Consider the following 16745-nt stretch of genomic DNA (forward strand, 5'->3'; position numbering starts at 1 on the left):
CATGTCAACATGATGAAAGGCCAACCATTTCATGTGAAATACCGTGAAATTATTCGTCGAATGATGTTTCTCATTGGTGCGTTGTTGGTGTTTCGACTAGGAGCGCATATTCCAGTACCAGGCATCAATAATGCTGCGTTAGAAAACTTGTTTAATGCAAACCAAGGTACCATCCTTGGTTTGTTTAACATGTTTTCTGGTGGTGCATTAGAACGAATGTCTATTCTTGCTCTCGGGATCATGCCATACATCTCTGCGTCGATTATCGTGCAGTTGATGTCAACTGTGGTTCCTTCGCTGGAAGCTTTAAAGAAAGAAGGCGAGCAAGGCAAACGTAAAATTAATCAATACACACGACAAGGTACATTATTCTTAGCGCTGGTACAGGCGATAGGTATGTGTGCAGGCCTGATCAGTCAGGGGATTACCCTGAATACTGGTTTGGCTTTTTATGTTCCTGCAGTAACCTCACTGGTTGCGGGGACCATGTTCTTGATGTGGTTGGGTGAACAGATTACCGAGCGTGGGGTGGGAAATGGTATTTCCATGATCATCTTCGCGGGTATTGTTGCCGGATTGCCTAATCTGATTATGCAATCTTTCTCCTCTGTAGATAATGGCCAGACCAGCCTGATTGGCTTGGTAATTTTTGGTTTGTTATCTCTGGGTGTTTTGGCAGCGATCGTGTTTATTGAGAAAGCGCAGCGTCGTATTCCGGTAAACTACGCTCAAAAACAACAAGGTCGTCGTGTATTTACTGCACAGCAGACACATTTGCCATTAAAAATTAATATGGCGGGTGTGATTCCGGCAATTTTTGCCAGCTCATTACTTTTGTTCCCTGCGAGCTTAGGTCAGTGGGTGGGTAGTGCAGATCCAAATGCTGGATTTATTAAGCGTAGCCTGCAAGATGTAGCATTGGTATTGTCGCCTGGTCAGCCGTTGTATTTGGTGCTCTTTGGTGCGTTAATTATCTTTTTCTGTTACTTCTATACAGCACTGGTATTTAGTCCTAAAGAAGTGTCAGAGAACTTGAAACGCAGCGGAGCTTACGTGCCTGGTATACGTCCAGGTGAGCAAACTGCTCGTTACTTAGATCATATTCTCAATCGTTTGACATTTATTGGCGCGATTTACATCGCAGTCATTTGTTTGATGCCGATGGTATTGCAAAGTTCATTTGGTATTCCATTCTATTTGGGTGGTACCTCTTTGCTGATTGTTGTGGTGGTAGTGATGGACTTTATGGCTCAGCTGCAATCACACCTCACTTCGCACCAATACGATAATCAAACGTTAATGAGAAAAACGACTGCTCATCCTAAGGGATAAGCGCACTTGAGGTTTCATCATGAAAGTACAAGCTTCTGTTAAGAAAATTTGTGGTAGCTGTAAAGTTATCCGTCGTAATGGGGTTATCCGCGTAATTTGTAGCGCAGAACCTCGTCATAAGCAGCGTCAAGGTTAATCTGATTAAGACCTGTTGATTTCTGTAGGCGAATTAGGTTATTATCCGCCCCTCAAGATTTTTGTGGGGCGGTTGATTATCTACTGCCTTTTTGGAGAAAATTGAATGGCTCGTATTGCCGGTGTAAACATTCCGGATAACAAGCACGCTGTTATCTCTCTAACGTATATCTTTGGTATTGGTCGCCATACTTCAAAAGCTATCTTAGCTGCTGCTGGTATTGCTCCAACTACTAAGATCCGTGAATTAGATGACGCTCAGCTTGATGCGATTCGTGCAGAAGTTGCTAAGGTTCCGACCGAAGGTGATTTACGTCGCGAAATTTCCATGAACATTAAACGTTTAATGGATTTAGGCTGCTACCGCGGTCTTCGTCATCGTCGCAGCTTGCCTGTCCGCGGTCAACGCACCAAAACTAACGCTCGTACCCGTAAAGGTCCGCGCAAACCTATTAAGAAATAAGATTTCTGGAAGCTAAAAGATGGCTAAAGATACTCGCGCACGCAAGAAGGTCACTCGTACCGTCTCTGAAGGTGTCGCACACATTCACGCTTCTTTTAATAACACCATTGTGACTATTACCGATCGTCAAGGTAATGCACTGGCTTGGGCCACTTCAGGTGGACAAGGCTTCCGTGGATCACGTAAATCAACTCCGTTCGCTGCTCAGGTAGCTGCTGAAGTTGCTGGTAAAGCTGCTTTAGACTACGGTTTGAAAAACTTGGACGTCCTTGTAAAAGGTCCTGGTCCTGGTCGTGAATCTGCGGTTCGTGCTTTAGGTGCAGTGGGTTATAAAATTAACAGCATTACCGATGTGACGCCAATCCCGCACAACGGTTGCCGTCCACCTAAAAAACGTCGCGTGTAAGGAGAAACATTCATGGCTCGTTATATTGGTCCAAAATGCAAACTCTCTCGTCGCGAAGGGACAGACCTGCAACTTAAATCAGGCGTTAAACCGTTTGATGTTAAGACAAAAAAACATGCGAAAGTTCCTGGCCAACACGGCGGGGCTCGTGGTGGTAAACAATCTGAGTACTCACTACAATTACGTGAAAAACAAAAAGTACGTCGCATGTACGGTGTTTTAGAGCGTCAATTTAGTAACTACTATAAAGAAGCTGCTCGTGTTAAAGGCGCAACTGGTGAAAACCTGTTGAAGCTACTTGAAAGCCGTCTTGATAACGTTGTTTATCGTATGGGTTTCGGTTCTACTCGTGCAGAAGCTCGTCAGTTAGTATCTCACCGTAGCATCACTTTGAATGGCCGTCGTGTTAACATTGCGTCTATCCAAGTTAAAGCGGGTGATGTGATCGCAGTTCACGAAGGCGCTAAGCAACAATTACGTATCAAAAACGCAATTGAATTGGCTACTCAACGTGGCATGCCTTCTTGGATGGAAATTGACCATTCTAAATTAGAAGGTACGTTCAAAGCTGCACCGGATCGTTCTGATTTACCTGCTGAAATCAACGAAAGCTTGATTGTAGAATTGTATTCTAAATAATCCTTGAGGAAGCAATATGACGCGTACTGCAAATGAGTTTCTAACTCCGCAAGCGATCAAGGTCGAAGCGGCAAGCGGGACCTCGGCAAAAGTTATTCTAGAACCATTAGAGCGTGGCTTTGGTCATACTCTTGGTAATGCTTTACGTCGCATCCTTCTTTCTTCTCTACCTGGCGCAGCTGTGGTAGAAGTTGAGATTGAAGGGGTCGAGCACGAGTACAGTACTTTGGAAGGCTTGCAGCAGGACATCGTCGAGCTCTTGCTGAACCTAAAAGGATTGTCGATTAAGCTGTTCGATCAAAATGAAGCTTATTTAACATTAGAGAAACAAGGTGCAGGCGACGTAACTGCGGCTGACCTTCGTTTACCTCATAATGTTGAAGTGGTTAACCCTGAACATTTGATCGGTACTTTAAGTGCCTCAGGCTCATTGAAAATGCGTCTGAAAGTGGCTCAAGGTCGTGGCTACGAGACTTCTGATTCACGCTTCCCTGAAGGCGAAACTCGCCCAGTGGGTCGCTTGCAGTTAGATGCGTCTTACAGCCCAATCAAACGTGTTTCATACACCGTGGAAAACGCGCGTGTAGAACAACGTACTGACCTTGATAAACTGATCATTGATCTTGAAACTAACGGTACTGTAGATCCTGAAGAAGCGATCCGCAAAGCTGCAACTATTTTGCAGCAACAAATTGCGATCTTCGTTGACCTTCAGAAAGATCAAGCACCTGTTGCTCAAGAGCCTCGTGAAGAAGTTGACCCAATCTTGCTTCGCCCAGTAGATGATCTAGAGCTAACTGTTCGTTCTGCTAACTGTTTGAAAGCAGAAAACATTTACTACATTGGTGATCTTGTACAGCGTACCGAAGTTGAGTTGCTTAAAACTCCTAACTTGGGTAAAAAATCGCTTACTGAGATCAAAGATGTTCTGGCTTCTAAAGGCTTACAACTCGGCATGCGTTTAGAGAACTGGCCACCGGCTAGTCTCCGTATGGACGATCGTTTCGCCTATCGTAGCCGTTAATTAAGTAGGACTATCACCATGCGTCATCGTAATAGTGGTGTGAAATTAGGCCGTACAAGCAGTCATCGTAAAGCGATGTTCCAAAACATGGCTAACTCTTTGTTCGAGCACGAGTTGATCAAAACAACTGTGCCTAAAGCAAAAGAGTTACGTCGTGTAGCTGAGCCTTTAATCACTTTAGCTAAAAACGATACAGTAGCAAACCGTCGTTTGGCGTTTGCTCGTACTCGTTCAGCAGCAACTGTTGGTAAATTATTTACCGTTCTTGGCCCTCGTTACAAAGAGCGTAACGGCGGTTATCTACGTGTTCTTAAAGCGGGCTTCCGTGCAGGTGATGCTGCACCGATGGCTTACGTTGAGCTAGTAGATCGCGAAGTTAACTAATTTCGTGAAGAATAACGTAAGTTGTTCGAAAAGGTCGGTTGAATAAACCGGCCTTTTTTAATGCCTGTATATTTTAATTTAAAGTGATTGAGTTCAACATAACTGATCTGGCCTGAAAAGATAAAAAAATAGTGGCTTTTTAATGAACTTGACATTGTGTATTGTCAGTTTTGTGATTTAATAAAAACAGATAGCATCGCTTAGGTAAAAGAACAACATGGAAAAGCAGGTAGATATTTTAATTGTGGGTGCAGGGATCTCGGGGATTGGTCTAGCAGCACATCTTTCTAAACATTGTCCGCAACGCTCTTTTGAGATTATTGAACGCCGCGAAAGTATTGGTGGAACTTGGGATCTGTTTAAATATCCGGGAATCCGTTCTGATTCGGATATGTCGACTTTTGGTTTTAATTTCAAACCCTGGAAGAAAGAAAGCGTGCTTGCCGATGGCGCATCCATCAAAAATTATCTGACTGAAGTGGTGGATGAGTTTAAGCTACAGCCGAAAATCCATTTTCAGCATCGGGTCTTAAGTGCCAATTATGATTCTACAACCTGCAAATGGTCAGTAGAGATCGAGGATGCACACGGTAAGAAGCAGATCTGGATCGCCAACTTTGTACTCGGTTGTACCGGTTATTATAATTATGATCAGGGTTTTCAGCCGGAGTTTCCAAATCAAGATGCATTCAAAGGTAAATTTATTCATCCGCAACATTGGCCGGAAAATTTAAACTATAAAGGCAAAAAAGTGGTCATCATTGGCAGTGGTGCGACCGCGATTACCTTGGTTCCTGCGATGGTGAAAGGTGGAGCAGGGCATGTCACCATGTTGCAACGTTCCCCAACTTATATTGCTTCTGTACCCTCGGTCGATTTTATTTATTCAAAAATGCGTAAATATCTGCCCGAGGAGGTCGCTTACAAGCTGACACGTGCGCGTAATATCGGCATGCAGCGCGGGATTTATGCTTTGGCACAGAAACAGCCAAAATTATTAAAATCGCTTTTGCTTAAATCGGTGCAACTTCAGCTAAAAGGTAAAGTGGACATGAAGCACTTTACCCCGAATTATGAACCTTGGGATCAGCGTCTGTGTGTGGTGCCAGATGGGGATCTGTTTAAAATTTTACGTGAAGGGCAGGCATCAGTTGCAACGGATCAGATAGAAACCTTTACCGAAACGGGAATTCAGCTGAAATCAGGTCAACATCTGGATGCTGATATTATCGTCTCTGCCACCGGTCTGAATATTCAAATTCTTGGCGGGATTCAGGCGACGATGGATGGTCAGCCTATCGATACCTCACAGCATATGCTATATAGAGGCATCATGGTCAGTGATATACCGAATATGGCGCTGATTATTGGCTATATCAATGCCTCCTGGACGCTTAAAGTCGACATTGCAGCTGAGTATATTTGCCGTCTGCTGAACTATATGGATCAGCAAGGTTATGCGCAGGTGATTGCTCAGGGAGATCAGAGTGAATTGCTTCAGGATACCGTCATGGGTAGTCTTAGTTCGGGTTATATTGCCCGAGCTGCAGACGTGATGCCAAAGCAGGGTAAACATGCTCCATGGAAAGTCAGCAATAATTATCTGGCAGACCGCAAGGAACTCAAGCAGGCTTCGTTTGAAGATGGGGTGCTGAAATTTAGAAAAAACAGCAATGCTTTAAAGCATAAACCGCGTTTGGTCTCTTAAATTTATATTTTTGCATACAGAAAAAGGAGTCCTGAGAGACTCCTTTTTTATGCATCCATTTTAAATTGAACGGGCGATGAGTTCTTTCATAATTTCATTGGTACCCGCATAAATCCGGTTGGCACGGTTGTCGATATAAGCCCGGGCAATTGGATATTCCAGCATATAACCGTAACCACCATGCAGTTGCAGACATTCATCTACGACTTTGCTGTACATTTCTGAAATCTTGTATTTGGCCGCAGCAGCGGCATCTACGCCTAATTCGTGCTTGAGTTGCAGCTGCATACAGCGATCCAGATAAGCGCGGCACACATCGATCTCGGTACGTAGTTCTGCCAGTTTAAAGCGGGTATTTTGAAAATGGCTGATGCTCTTGCCAAAAGCCTGACGTTCCTTGGTATATTTTACTGTGTGGGCAAAAGCGGCTTCAGCACCTGCCTGACAGATAATCGCCACAATCAGGCGTTCCCAAGCCAGTTCTTTCATCAGCATCATAAAGCCCATGCCTTCCAGACCGAGCAGGTTTTCTGTGGGTACCCGAACATTGTCAAAGAACAGTTCGCAGGTATCCTGACCTTTCATGCCAATTTTATTCAGCGGCTTGCCTTTACTAAATCCGGCACGCTCTGCTTCGACCATAATCAATGAAAGATTGGCTGAACCTTTGTCATTATTGCCGGTTTTACAGACCACAATCGCCATGTCACAGAGATAGCCATTGGTAATAAAGATTTTGGAACCATTAATCACATAGTCATCGCCATCGAGTACTGCCGAGGTACGCACTGCTTGCAGGTCAGAGCCAGTTCCCGGTTCGGTCATGGCAATCGCGGTGACGACCTCTCCAGACGCCATTTTCGGTAACCATTGTTGTTTTTGAGCTTCATTACCAAAATTCAGCAGATAATTGGCAACAATATCTGAATGCAATGAAAATCCAGTCGCTGAATCTCCGGCATAGGCCTGTTCCTCAATCAAAATCATGCTATACAGCCGGTCTACGCCAGAGCCGCCATATTCTTCGGGCATGGTAGCGCAGAGCAATCCAAGCTCACCGGCTTTATTCCACAGCTCTCGATCTACATGCTGTTGACTTTCATAACGCTCGGTATGTGGAATGACTTCTTTCTCATAAAATTTACGTACCGTCTCGCGAAAAGCATCATGTTCGGTACTAAAGAGTTGGCACGGCAGCATCGGGGCAAGTGGGCGAATGGCTGCAGATTGCATTTTGTTATTCCTTATTTTGATCTGTTTGGTTTAACTTAGGTCATGCCAAGATCAGCAGCAATGAGCGGAATGTTCAAATGACTTAAATCTGCTGATGCTTTTGGTCATTTCTATGAAATCCCTCGAAATTCAGCCAGCGCTTCAGGTAAACTATTCGGGTTTATAACGAGTTGGGGAAATTCGATGACTGATGACATCAGCTTAGAAGAGCGCAAAGTGATTTATCGTGCGCGTCGTGGTCTAAAAGAACTGGATGTATATTTTGATCCCTACGTAAAAAACCATTACCTGAGTGCTGAGCCTTTCGAAAAACAGATGTTTGCAGAGCTGGTTGAGCAGGAAGACCCGGATTTACTGGACTGGTTTATGGAAGTGTCTGAGCCACCGCGTCCTGAACTGAAAGATTTTATCAAAAAGCTTAAATTTTACGTTCATGGATAATGGTTGCTTCAAGCTGAAACGCAGTCTGTGTGCATTGGCGTTTCAGCTTTTTATTTTTGCACTGCTGATGTATCTGTTGTATCAGTTATTACCGATTGCACTTTGGGCAGTGTGCGCTGTCATAGGCTTGGTGATTTATCAGCTGTTTTACCGCAAGACACCACAGATTGAGCAGTTTGAATATCTGGATGGACGTGAATGGTCATTGACTACCAAAGCACGACCGACCCGTCGGGTATGTATTAGTCACGTAATTGATCATCAGGCGTATATTGTGGTGTATTTCCAGCATGCCAAGGCGCGACCTTTATTGATCTGGTGTGATCAATTGCCCTTCAAACAATGGAAATCCTTAAAATTATTGACTAAATTAATTTAGTTGTAAAACAAACGCATTTTAATGATTTAATTAAAATGCTCATAAAACAAATATTTAGACCAAATTCCTATTTTTATTGTCAGACAGAAATCAAGGTTAATCCATGACTTAGAGGAATTGTCTGACAATTTATTCCCTATGTTTTATTTTTAGCCTGTACATTTAACTCACCAACAGCAACTACGGGAGACCTTAATGGAATTTCCAGTATGGATGTTTCTGATCGTAGCGATTGTTTTAACGCTGGTGATCGGACGACTCGGGACAGTGTTGAAGGATAAATTTTCATCTTAATCAAGCAGGGTTTATTATTTTTCTGCTTGTACAGTTAATAAGTAGCATGTGCTGAACCGTCGCAATGCTACTTTTTTTTGCCCAAAATTTGGTATTCTTCTAAATACAGTCAATTGCAGCGCGGCTATTTAATGGCAAAGTGTCTCGTCTAAATTAGAGTAAATACTCTTTTATTCATAAAATGCTTCTGATATCTTTAGCAGAAAGATGGACATAATCACAATTATAGAGGACAGGAAAATGTCAGACGTCCGTAAAATATGCCAAGGTATGGCGACCATTGCAATAACAACAACAGTTTTGACGGGGTGTTCTCAGGTCATTAAAACCGGTGCCAATGTTGCACTGGGTTTCACCGAAAACCATATTGTACCGCCGATTTTAGCGATGGATGATGCTGAAATGGTGTGTAATTCAGGGAATTCTTTAACGCCGGCCATTATGGCGACCAAAGAAATGGGGGCGGATCCAACACGGGTAGCCGTGCTGATGTATTCGGCTGCCGGTATTTGTGCCGAGCAAAAAGCGCTGGAAGCCGAGTTACGCTATTTACGTGCTTCAAAAACCAATCAGGTGGCAGAAGCTCAAGATGCCCGAATCGAGCAGAAGCGCTGGGCGGCACTGGCAGCACAGCGTCAATATACCGGTTATCAACTGTTCCAGAGCCGTTATGAAAAGAAATACCAAAAAGCCCTGGGTGAAGAATGCCCACGCATGAACAGTGATATCGAGCAAACGGTTTATCTGTTGGGTATGCTCAGTGGCTTGCAGGCCATGACCAATGATATTAACTCGGGTGGTGCAGTGCATGTACCGAAAGATATTGCTGCCGTGGTCGAGCGTGGCATGGTGTGTCTGGATAACGCGAAATTCTGGGGTGCGCCGAATGCCACCCGTGCGGTGATCTGGACTTTGTTGCCAGGCGCAGGGGAAGGCAAGCCTGACCCTTACCAAACATTAAAACAATCTACACAAATTGGCGAGCAAAAAGGTGTACGTTTATCTCATGCCTTATATGCCGTAGCGGCTCAGGCCAGTGGTGATGATACCAAAGTCCGGGATGCCTTGAAAACCTTTGCTCAGGCCCGTACGGAGGAAAAACCGGTAAATCCGCAATTCAAGCTGATTGACAGCATGGCCGCGATTATGGTCAGTGGCATATCAGATCGTTACTGGACAGAAAATACTGGTATACGTAGTGGCGATGATGGCATGCAACGTTTCTGGGATGAATCCGACAGTTCTTCCGAGCTCGATGATCTGTTCAGTGCGGATCTGTAATGCAGATACTATGCATGAAGCTTCAGGGATGAAGTCAAATTAGATGGTCAGGGAGGACAACAGGCCGATGCTAGATCAACATTTTCGACGAAAAATTATTTTTCTAGCGGCTTTTGTCTCTCTCTCTGCATGTCTGCAAATTTTTCAGGATCATTTTATCTACTGGCAAGAGAGTCTGCTGGGTGAATTCTGGCGACTCTGGACAGCGCACTGGGTACATGTGAGCTGGATTCATTACTTTCTAAACATTCTCGCCTTTATCTGTTTACCTTTCATTTTTCCACGCGCTACCGTCTGGCATTTCTGTGCCATTTTGCTGATCTTGCCACCGTTGATCAGTTTAAGCTTTTATTTTTTCTTACCCAATATTGAAGCCTATGCTGGCCTGTCGGGCGTGCTGCATGGTGCCTATGTCGCCGTAGCCTGTGTACATTTGCTGTATAAGCGGGAACGCGGCTTTGCGGCGCTGGTATTATTTTTGATTTTTGCCAAACTGGTCTGGGAAAACACCATTGGCAATGTCGGAACGGCGCAGCTGATCGGTAGTCCGGTTTTGGTTGAGGCACATTTACTTGGGGTGATTTGGGGCGTGATTCTGGCGCTGATCTATATTGTGAGCAATTATTTTCGGGATAATTAAAGTGCAGAGATAAATAATTTACTTGGCAGAAAATACAAAAAGAAAATATAAATTGTCATTTTTATTGTGCCAATTTTCATGCAAAGTCAAAACATAGAATAAAGATCCTGACCTTTGAAAAGGAATTTTCTAGGCAGAAGGGAAGATCAGCGTCCTAGACCAAGCATCAGGCCGCTAAAATAAAAATAGGAATACACATGCAAAATAATGATCAAAACAGATCAGGATTAGGTCTGTTGCGTTATATATGGACAGAGTGGATCTCGACCTTCGTCGTGCTGGTTTTACTTTTGCTCACTTTGATTATTGGCACCGGGGAAATGATTCACGGTCAGTTGCTGCGTATGGGGGAGCGTATTTACGGCGATCCGGCAACAGGAATGCAATATTCATTTTTAAGGGCTGAGCCGACGCATCCACAATGTGAACGCAATATTAATGTTGATCAACGCGTTCAGCAGCAGATAAAAGCCGATGCAGCCGATGAATATGCCGACTTCTTCGGGGTGCGTTCGGAAGCGGATGTCCGTGCTGCGGTGTTACAGGCACAGCAGGTCTGTGAAGAATCCTACCTGTTTTATGATAAAGCCATTCAACATGTGCAAGCTCATCCAAGTATTCGGGCTTATCGGACGTTTGAAACCTCTTTTTTTGGAATCTTCAAGTTTGGTACGGAAAACCGGGCTTTGCTTCTGGTCATCATGGTGGTCTTTGCTGCGATCAGTGCCACTCTAAAAACCCATCATATTGGCTTACGTAGCCCGAGCACGCGTATCGACTTTAAAGTTTATTCGGTCGCCATGCTGGTCGCTAATGCTTTCCTGGCATTTTCATCCTATAGCCAATATCAGTCCGTATTGAACTCGGGCGTGCCGATGGGGGAGATGAAGTACATCTACTGGTTGTGGATGATTCTGTTCAGCACACTCACCTTGATCAGCCTGTATCAGGTGATCAAACAGCCAAAACCAACGCGCGAAGGTGGCAGTTTTGGTCTGGCCTTTTTGAGTGTGCCGCTGTATGCCTATATGGCCATTACTACCGGAATAAATTTCACCTTTTTTATGGACTATCCAATGGGACAGGGGATTTACCTCGGTCAATTGGTAGAGTTTTCCAGTATTTTCCTAAATCTGGCCTTGTTTATCTGGGCCGGTATGTTGCTGAAACAGACCCGTGTCGTGGACATGTTCCTGAATATTCTGCGTCCATGGAATCTGGCCCCTGAAACCCTGACCTGGTTAATCTTGCTGGCAGCTGCATTACCGACCGCCTATACCGGAGCATCAGGGATTTTCGTAATTGCCGCAGGTGCGATTATTTACAAGGAAGTCTGGAATGCGGGCGGACGCCGTCAGTTTGCATTGGCCGCCACTGCAATGTCTGGTTCACTGGGCGTGGTTTTACGTCCTTGCTTGCTGATTGTCGTTGTGGCATCACTGAATAAAGAAGTGACCACCGACTTACTCTATCACTACGGGATTTATGTCTTCCTGCTCAGTTCGACTTTATTCCTGGTAATTTCCCTGTTCTTTGCAGAAAACAAATTCCGGATTGCTGCACCTATTGTGGCTGCTCCTCAATCCGGTCGCGCCTTCATTGCGATTATTCCATATATCGTGATTTTCATTCTGATCTGGTTATTCTATAAATATGCCTTGTCGACTGACCTGAATGAATTTACCGCACCGGTGATGATGCCAGTCATTCTGCTGATGATTGTCTTGTTCGACAAGTTGCGTCATGAACCTGCGCCGTTGCCGGCAGTGGGGCATTGGGATGAAACTTTGACCGCAACTTTAAACTCAAGATCGACACCTGAACTGGCAACAGCCGGTGCTGCGGCCAATGCAGAATATCGTGAAGCTGAACATAGCGAACAATCAGGCAAAGAACTGGTGGTTGATCATGCTGTGCAGCGCTCAAAGGCGACCGAAATTTTACGTCAAGTCGGTTTCTGGAAGTCCATGCATATTTCGACCAGTGAGACCGTGGGCCATATTGGTGCCTTGGTCATTCTGATGGCACTCTCGGTGAGTGTCGGTGGCTTGCTGGAACGTATTGAAATTATGGAAGCCTTCCCGACCGATATCAGTAGTACTATTTTGGTGATTTCACTGATTGTCGGCTTGATGATTTTTGTCGGGATGATCATGGATCCATTTGGCGCGGTGATTCTGATTTCGGCAACCGTGGCTCCAGTGGCTTACCAATATGGCATTCATCCAGTTCATTTCTGGATGATTACCCTGATTGGTTTTGAGCTGGGTTATGTGACGCCACCGGTTGCGCTGAATCATCTGCTGGCCAGACAGTCGATTGGCGATGCTGAGGTGGCTGAAGCGGATGCGGAAGTTCGCCATCTGTCTTTTTACTATCGTTATGAACGCTGGATTTTACCAGTGATAGTATTGCTGCCTGCGATGCTGATCATTGCCTATGTGCCTTATATCTTTAAACTGTTCGGCTGGTATCAATAAGAAAAAAGCAATAAAAAAGCACCTACGGGTGCTTTTTTATTGCTTTGATTTCGAATCTTGATCAAATCTTGGATGAATTCAGGCGCTTTTGTAGAATCGGGCTACACAGTAGAATCGCACAGAAAATCAGCCCCAGCCCAATCAGGCTATAAAGGTCTGGAACCTCATGCCAGAACAGAAAGCCCCACATGCCGGCAAAGAAAATCGCCACATAGTTGACCGGTCCAATTTGTCCTGCCGGAGCCAGCTTGTAGGCATTTGACATGAACAGTTGGCTGAAATTGGCCAGGATGCCGGCAGTAATCAGATAGCTGAGTTCTGTCAGGGTATAAGGTCGCCATAGCCAGAACATCGGAATCACTGAAATCAGGGTGCCAATAAAGCAGAAATAAAACACGATTTTTTCCGGAGACTCAGTTTTAGTCAGTGCCCGAACCGTGACAAAGGCCATCGCCGCCAGAAAGCTCGCACTCAAACCAATGACCGACATCAGGTTAATTAGACCCGAATCTGGTTTGGCGACACAGAGTACGCCGATGAAACCAATCAGAGCTGCGGCTAACATGCTTGTGGTGATTTTTTCCTTGAGAAATAGCCAGGCAATCAAAGGAATAAAAATCGGGGAAGAGTAGGTGAAGACCATAGCATTGGAGAGTTTTAAATGAGCAATGGCATAGAAAAAGCCGTACATGGCAGTCAGGCCGACCACTGCGCGCCAAGTGTGCATCCATAGTTTTTCAGTTTTGAAAAAACCAATGCCTTTATTGAAAATGAAAGGCAGGAAAATAAACAGCCCAACAAAATTGCGAAAGAAGACCACGGTAGCATTATCAACTGTTGTTGAGGCATAACGGATACAGACGCCCATGACTGAAAAGAGAAAGGCAGAGCAGGTCAGTAACAGAATGGCTTTAAGCAGATGCGGAGCGGCTGGGGCAGACATGGAAACAACTGAGCTAGAAGATCTGACGATATTCTAGCTGAAATGCTGTCGAGATTTACTGGCTTTGAGCAAGTTGTGCTTCAAGTAACTTGATCTGTTCCTCTTTCAGTTGGATCAACTGGTCGGCATCGCTATGCTGCGCATCCAGTGTGGCTTTTTGTTCATTGAGCTGAACTTGGATGTCATCTAATTTAGCCACTTCTTCTTTGGCCAAACTGGCATTCTCCGGCACTGGTGCATCTAACAGCTGATTTGATACCAGTGCTTTAGCTTCGATCGTCTCAGGTGCTTTCGCTGCCGCCGTATCTTCTTCAGTTTTCGCCGCAGGTTTTGCTGCCGGAACAGCCGCGATATCTTCCTGATGTATGCGTTCCGCTTCACCGGAAAAGGCATTCAACCACTGATATAGCAATACCAATGCAACGACAGTAACTAAAGCCCCCATAATCCCCATTAAAAGTTTGGGGTTATTTCTTTGTTCTACTGACATAGCTTGAACCTTGATTTTTATTTTACTGAACGAGGTTTAAACTGAATCACGCCAACTTCATCTGGAACAGCTGGTGTTTCTGGTTGATCAACATGTGTGGGACGATTTTCTTCATAACCACATTCAATACATTCGATCCATTCATCTTCACCAGAGGTCAGCATGACGACGCGATCTAACGCCTGACATTTTGGACATTTTGCGCCTGCAATGAAACGACGTTTAATGGTCATCATACTCACCTTGTGATCAACTTAAAAAGCTAGTTTAAGCGTTTTTAGAGGGGTTCGTCCAACCTTGATGACGCAGCAACGCATCTATTTTTGGCTCGCGTCCGCGGAAATTGATAAATGCGTCAAGTGCTGTGTCTTTTCCGCCAACTGCGAGGATATTTTCCCGAAACTGCTTTCCGGTAGTGGTATTAAAAATACCTTCATCTTCAAAGCGGTCGAAGGCATCACTGGCCAAAACTTCGGCCCATTTATAGGAATAATATCCTGCTGCATAACCACCGGCAAAAATGTGACTGAAGCTGTGCTGGAAACGGTTATAGTCGGTGGTCGGTAGGACCGCATACTTTTCACGGATCTCATTCAGAGTAGCCTGAACCTGTGTTGCATTTAAAGCCGGATTGGCTCGGTGAATACTCAGGTCAAACAGGGCAAATTCAAGCTGACGCAGGGTTTGCATGCCAGACTGGAAGAAACGTGCATCGAGCAGGGCTTTCAGCAACTCTGCCGGCAAGGATTCTTGAGTTTCAATGTGCTCGCTGAGCAGATCCAGACTTTCCTGATCCCAGGCCCAGAATTCCATAAACTGGCTTGGCAGTTCGACCGCATCCCAAGCCACGCCATGGGTACCTGCTACCGCAATATTGTCCACTTCTGTCAGCATATGATGCAGGCCATGACCAAATTCATGGAACAAGGTGATGACTTCATCATGGGTCAAGAGTGCAGGGCGATTGCCGACGGGTGGAGTAAAGTTACCGACCATATAACAAATCGGTTTTTGCAAGCCATCACTGGTCTGCATACGGGAACGGAAACCGCTCATCCATGCACCGCCACGTTTGCCTTGACGTGCATACAGATCAAAATAGAAACCGCCAATGACCTGACCCTGATCTTCCAGTTCAAAATAACGTGCATCTGGATGCCAGACAGGCGCTTCACGTTCAATGACTTGAATGCCATACAGACGATTCACAATACTGAACAGGCCTTGCAGGATTTTTGGTGCAGGGAAGTAAGGTTTAAGCACTTCCTGTGACAAATTAAATTGCTGCATTTTCAGCTTTTCAGAATAATAGCCACTGTCCCACGGTTGCAGATCACGGATGCCATCTTCAGCAGCAATCGCTTTCAGTTCTGCAATTTCTTTCTCTGCTGGCGCGCGGGCATGCTCTGCCAGATCACGCAAGAATTCGTCTACGGCCTCTACACTTGGTGCCATTTTGCTGGCTAAGGACAATTCCGCATAATTATTAAAGCCAAGCAGTTTTGCCATTTCCAGACGCAAACTGAGAATTTCTTCGATCAGTGCAGTATTGTCAAACTCGCTCTGTTCAGCCTGATCTGACGCACGTGTGGTATAAGCTTTATAGAGTTCTTCACGCAGAGGGCGATTTTCTGAATGGGTCATGATCGCCAGATAAGACGGGAAATCCAGCGTAGCCACCGGTTGATCCAGCTCACGTTGCTGACCATATTGTTTTAACAGCTCAATATTACTGGTAGATAGACCCGCTAACTCCTCTTCATTTAGCGGTCTGAAATAGGCCTGAGTCGCATCCAGTACATGGTTGGAGAAGTCGGAAGATAATTGGGACAGACGTGCCGAAATTTCCGCATAACGTTTTTTCGCTTCACCCTCTAACGCCACCCCAGATAATTTAAAGTCACGTAAGGCCAGTTTAATGGCGCTTTGCTGCGCTGCCGGCAGTTCACTATAAATCGACGCATCATAAATATGCTGATAGGTCTGATACAGCGCCGTATGTTGACCCAGTTGCGTATAATATTCGCTAAGACCCGGTAAAAGTGCTTGGTAGACATCACGGGTTTCGGCATTGTTCATCACGGCATTTAAATGTGACAAGATGCCCCAAGACTCACTCATATTGTTTTCAAGCGTGTCGACATGTTCCAACGTAGTCAGCTGCTCCTGTACTGTAGTAGGCGTTTCGGTGAGGTCATTCAGGAACTTTTGCCCTTCAGCGATACAGCTTTCAATTTTTTGTTTTAGCTCAGCCAGCGTAATCTGATCAAATTGTGGAACAGGCAAAGTTGCCTTTTCTAAAGTCATGTCGGTCTGCCAAATTAATTTTCAATGTTAAATCTAGATGTAGGGCTTTTAATTGAGTAAATCAAGTTTTGAAACTAGGGTGTGTTGACACTTTTAGCTTAAAAAAATAGCGAAGTAGTAAAATCAAATCGCCAAACCCAATTTTACTATTCGCTATGCCTCGTAC

18 protein-coding genes are annotated in these 16745 nt (G+C 44.9%); 13 read left to right on the top strand and 5 right to left on the bottom strand.

Annotation, left to right across the window (positions count from 1 at the left end):
* Positions 1 to 12: 12 nt before the first annotated feature.
* The 8 genes from secY (at position 13) to NI464_RS05435 (ending at position 6091) form a co-directional block, all read left to right on the top strand.
* A complete protein-coding gene (secY, locus tag NI464_RS05400) occupies positions 13 to 1332 on the top strand; it encodes a preprotein translocase subunit SecY (protein WP_171054339.1) in 1320 nt (439 codons plus the stop codon).
* Between the two features lie 19 nt (positions 1333 to 1351).
* Positions 1352 to 1468 (top strand): 50S ribosomal protein L36, encoded by a 117-nt coding sequence (gene rpmJ, locus NI464_RS05405; protein WP_000867907.1) that lies wholly within the window; start codon positions 1352 to 1354, stop codon positions 1466 to 1468.
* Positions 1469 to 1573: 105 nt separating this feature from the next.
* Positions 1574 to 1930, top strand: coding sequence for a 30S ribosomal protein S13 (gene rpsM, locus NI464_RS05410; protein WP_004281492.1), 357 nt, complete (start codon positions 1574 to 1576; stop codon positions 1928 to 1930).
* Positions 1931 to 1949: 19 nt separating this feature from the next.
* On the top strand, positions 1950 to 2336 hold the full coding sequence (gene rpsK, locus NI464_RS05415; RefSeq protein ID WP_004281491.1) for a 30S ribosomal protein S11: 387 nt from the start codon (positions 1950 to 1952) through the stop codon (positions 2334 to 2336).
* 12 nt (positions 2337 to 2348) lie between these two features.
* The gene (rpsD, locus tag NI464_RS05420; RefSeq protein ID WP_004281490.1) at positions 2349 to 2975 is read left to right on the top strand and encodes a 30S ribosomal protein S4; all 627 of its coding nucleotides are present in this window, start codon (positions 2349 to 2351) and stop codon (positions 2973 to 2975) included.
* Between the two features lie 16 nt (positions 2976 to 2991).
* Entirely contained in the window at positions 2992 to 3999 is a 1008-nt protein-coding gene (locus NI464_RS05425; RefSeq protein ID WP_004281489.1) for a DNA-directed RNA polymerase subunit alpha, read from the top strand.
* 18 nt (positions 4000 to 4017) lie between these two features.
* Positions 4018 to 4383 (top strand): 50S ribosomal protein L17, encoded by a 366-nt coding sequence (rplQ, locus tag NI464_RS05430; RefSeq protein WP_004281488.1) that lies wholly within the window; start codon positions 4018 to 4020, stop codon positions 4381 to 4383.
* A 217-nt stretch (positions 4384 to 4600) separates the two neighbouring features.
* Positions 4601 to 6091 carry a flavin-containing monooxygenase gene (locus NI464_RS05435; protein ID WP_253137920.1) on the top strand — a complete coding sequence of 497 codons (1491 nt, stop codon included), beginning with the start codon at positions 4601 to 4603 and terminating at the stop codon, positions 6089 to 6091.
* Positions 6092 to 6151: 60 nt separating this feature from the next.
* Here NI464_RS05435 and NI464_RS05440 read toward each other — a convergent pair whose 3' ends face one another.
* The gene (locus NI464_RS05440) at positions 6152 to 7324 is read right to left on the bottom strand and encodes an acyl-CoA dehydrogenase family protein (RefSeq protein ID WP_253137921.1); all 1173 of its coding nucleotides are present in this window, start codon (positions 7322 to 7324) and stop codon (positions 6152 to 6154) included.
* A gap of 183 nt (positions 7325 to 7507) precedes the next feature.
* On the opposite strand from NI464_RS05440, the gene NI464_RS05445 reads away from it, so the two are divergent.
* The 5 genes from NI464_RS05445 (at position 7508) to NI464_RS05465 (ending at position 12839) form a co-directional block, all read left to right on the top strand.
* On the top strand, positions 7508 to 7765 hold the full coding sequence (locus NI464_RS05445) for an FAD assembly factor SdhE (protein ID WP_005263749.1): 258 nt from the start codon (positions 7508 to 7510) through the stop codon (positions 7763 to 7765).
* Positions 7758 to 8144: a hypothetical protein gene (locus tag NI464_RS05450; protein WP_253137922.1), complete on the top strand. Its 387-nt coding sequence runs from the start codon at positions 7758 to 7760 to the stop codon at positions 8142 to 8144. Before NI464_RS05445 ends, NI464_RS05450 begins: the two co-directional genes overlap by 8 nt.
* A 534-nt stretch (positions 8145 to 8678) precedes the next feature.
* On the top strand, positions 8679 to 9719 hold the full coding sequence (locus NI464_RS05455; protein ID WP_253137923.1) for a hypothetical protein: 1041 nt from the start codon (positions 8679 to 8681) through the stop codon (positions 9717 to 9719).
* Between the two features lie 67 nt (positions 9720 to 9786).
* Positions 9787 to 10359, top strand: a complete 573-nt coding sequence (gene rrtA, locus NI464_RS05460) for a rhombosortase (RefSeq protein WP_004281478.1) — start codon at positions 9787 to 9789, stop codon at positions 10357 to 10359.
* A gap of 197 nt (positions 10360 to 10556) precedes the next feature.
* On the top strand, positions 10557 to 12839 hold the full coding sequence (locus tag NI464_RS05465; protein WP_253137924.1) for a TRAP transporter large permease subunit: 2283 nt from the start codon (positions 10557 to 10559) through the stop codon (positions 12837 to 12839).
* A gap of 61 nt (positions 12840 to 12900) precedes the next feature.
* Here NI464_RS05465 and NI464_RS05470 read toward each other — a convergent pair whose 3' ends face one another.
* From NI464_RS05470 to NI464_RS05485, 4 genes are read right to left on the bottom strand one after another with little or no spacing between them, the layout of a single operon-like run.
* The gene (locus tag NI464_RS05470) at positions 12901 to 13782 is read right to left on the bottom strand and encodes a DMT family transporter (protein WP_071850863.1); all 882 of its coding nucleotides are present in this window, start codon (positions 13780 to 13782) and stop codon (positions 12901 to 12903) included.
* Between the two features lie 55 nt (positions 13783 to 13837).
* Positions 13838 to 14272 carry a restriction endonuclease subunit S domain-containing protein gene (locus NI464_RS05475; RefSeq protein WP_071850861.1) on the bottom strand — a complete coding sequence of 145 codons (435 nt, stop codon included), beginning with the start codon at positions 14270 to 14272 and terminating at the stop codon, positions 13838 to 13840.
* 17 nt (positions 14273 to 14289) lie between these two features.
* Entirely contained in the window at positions 14290 to 14499 is a 210-nt protein-coding gene (locus NI464_RS05480) for a YheV family putative zinc ribbon protein (RefSeq protein WP_171054337.1), read from the bottom strand.
* A 40-nt stretch (positions 14500 to 14539) separates the two neighbouring features.
* On the bottom strand, positions 14540 to 16594 hold the full coding sequence (locus NI464_RS05485; protein WP_253137929.1) for a M3 family metallopeptidase: 2055 nt from the start codon (positions 16592 to 16594) through the stop codon (positions 14540 to 14542).
* Positions 16595 to 16745: the final 151 nt, after the last annotated feature.

This window comes from Acinetobacter lwoffii (assembly GCF_024129685.1).
Lineage (GTDB): Bacteria > Pseudomonadota > Gammaproteobacteria > Pseudomonadales > Moraxellaceae > Acinetobacter > Acinetobacter lwoffii_X.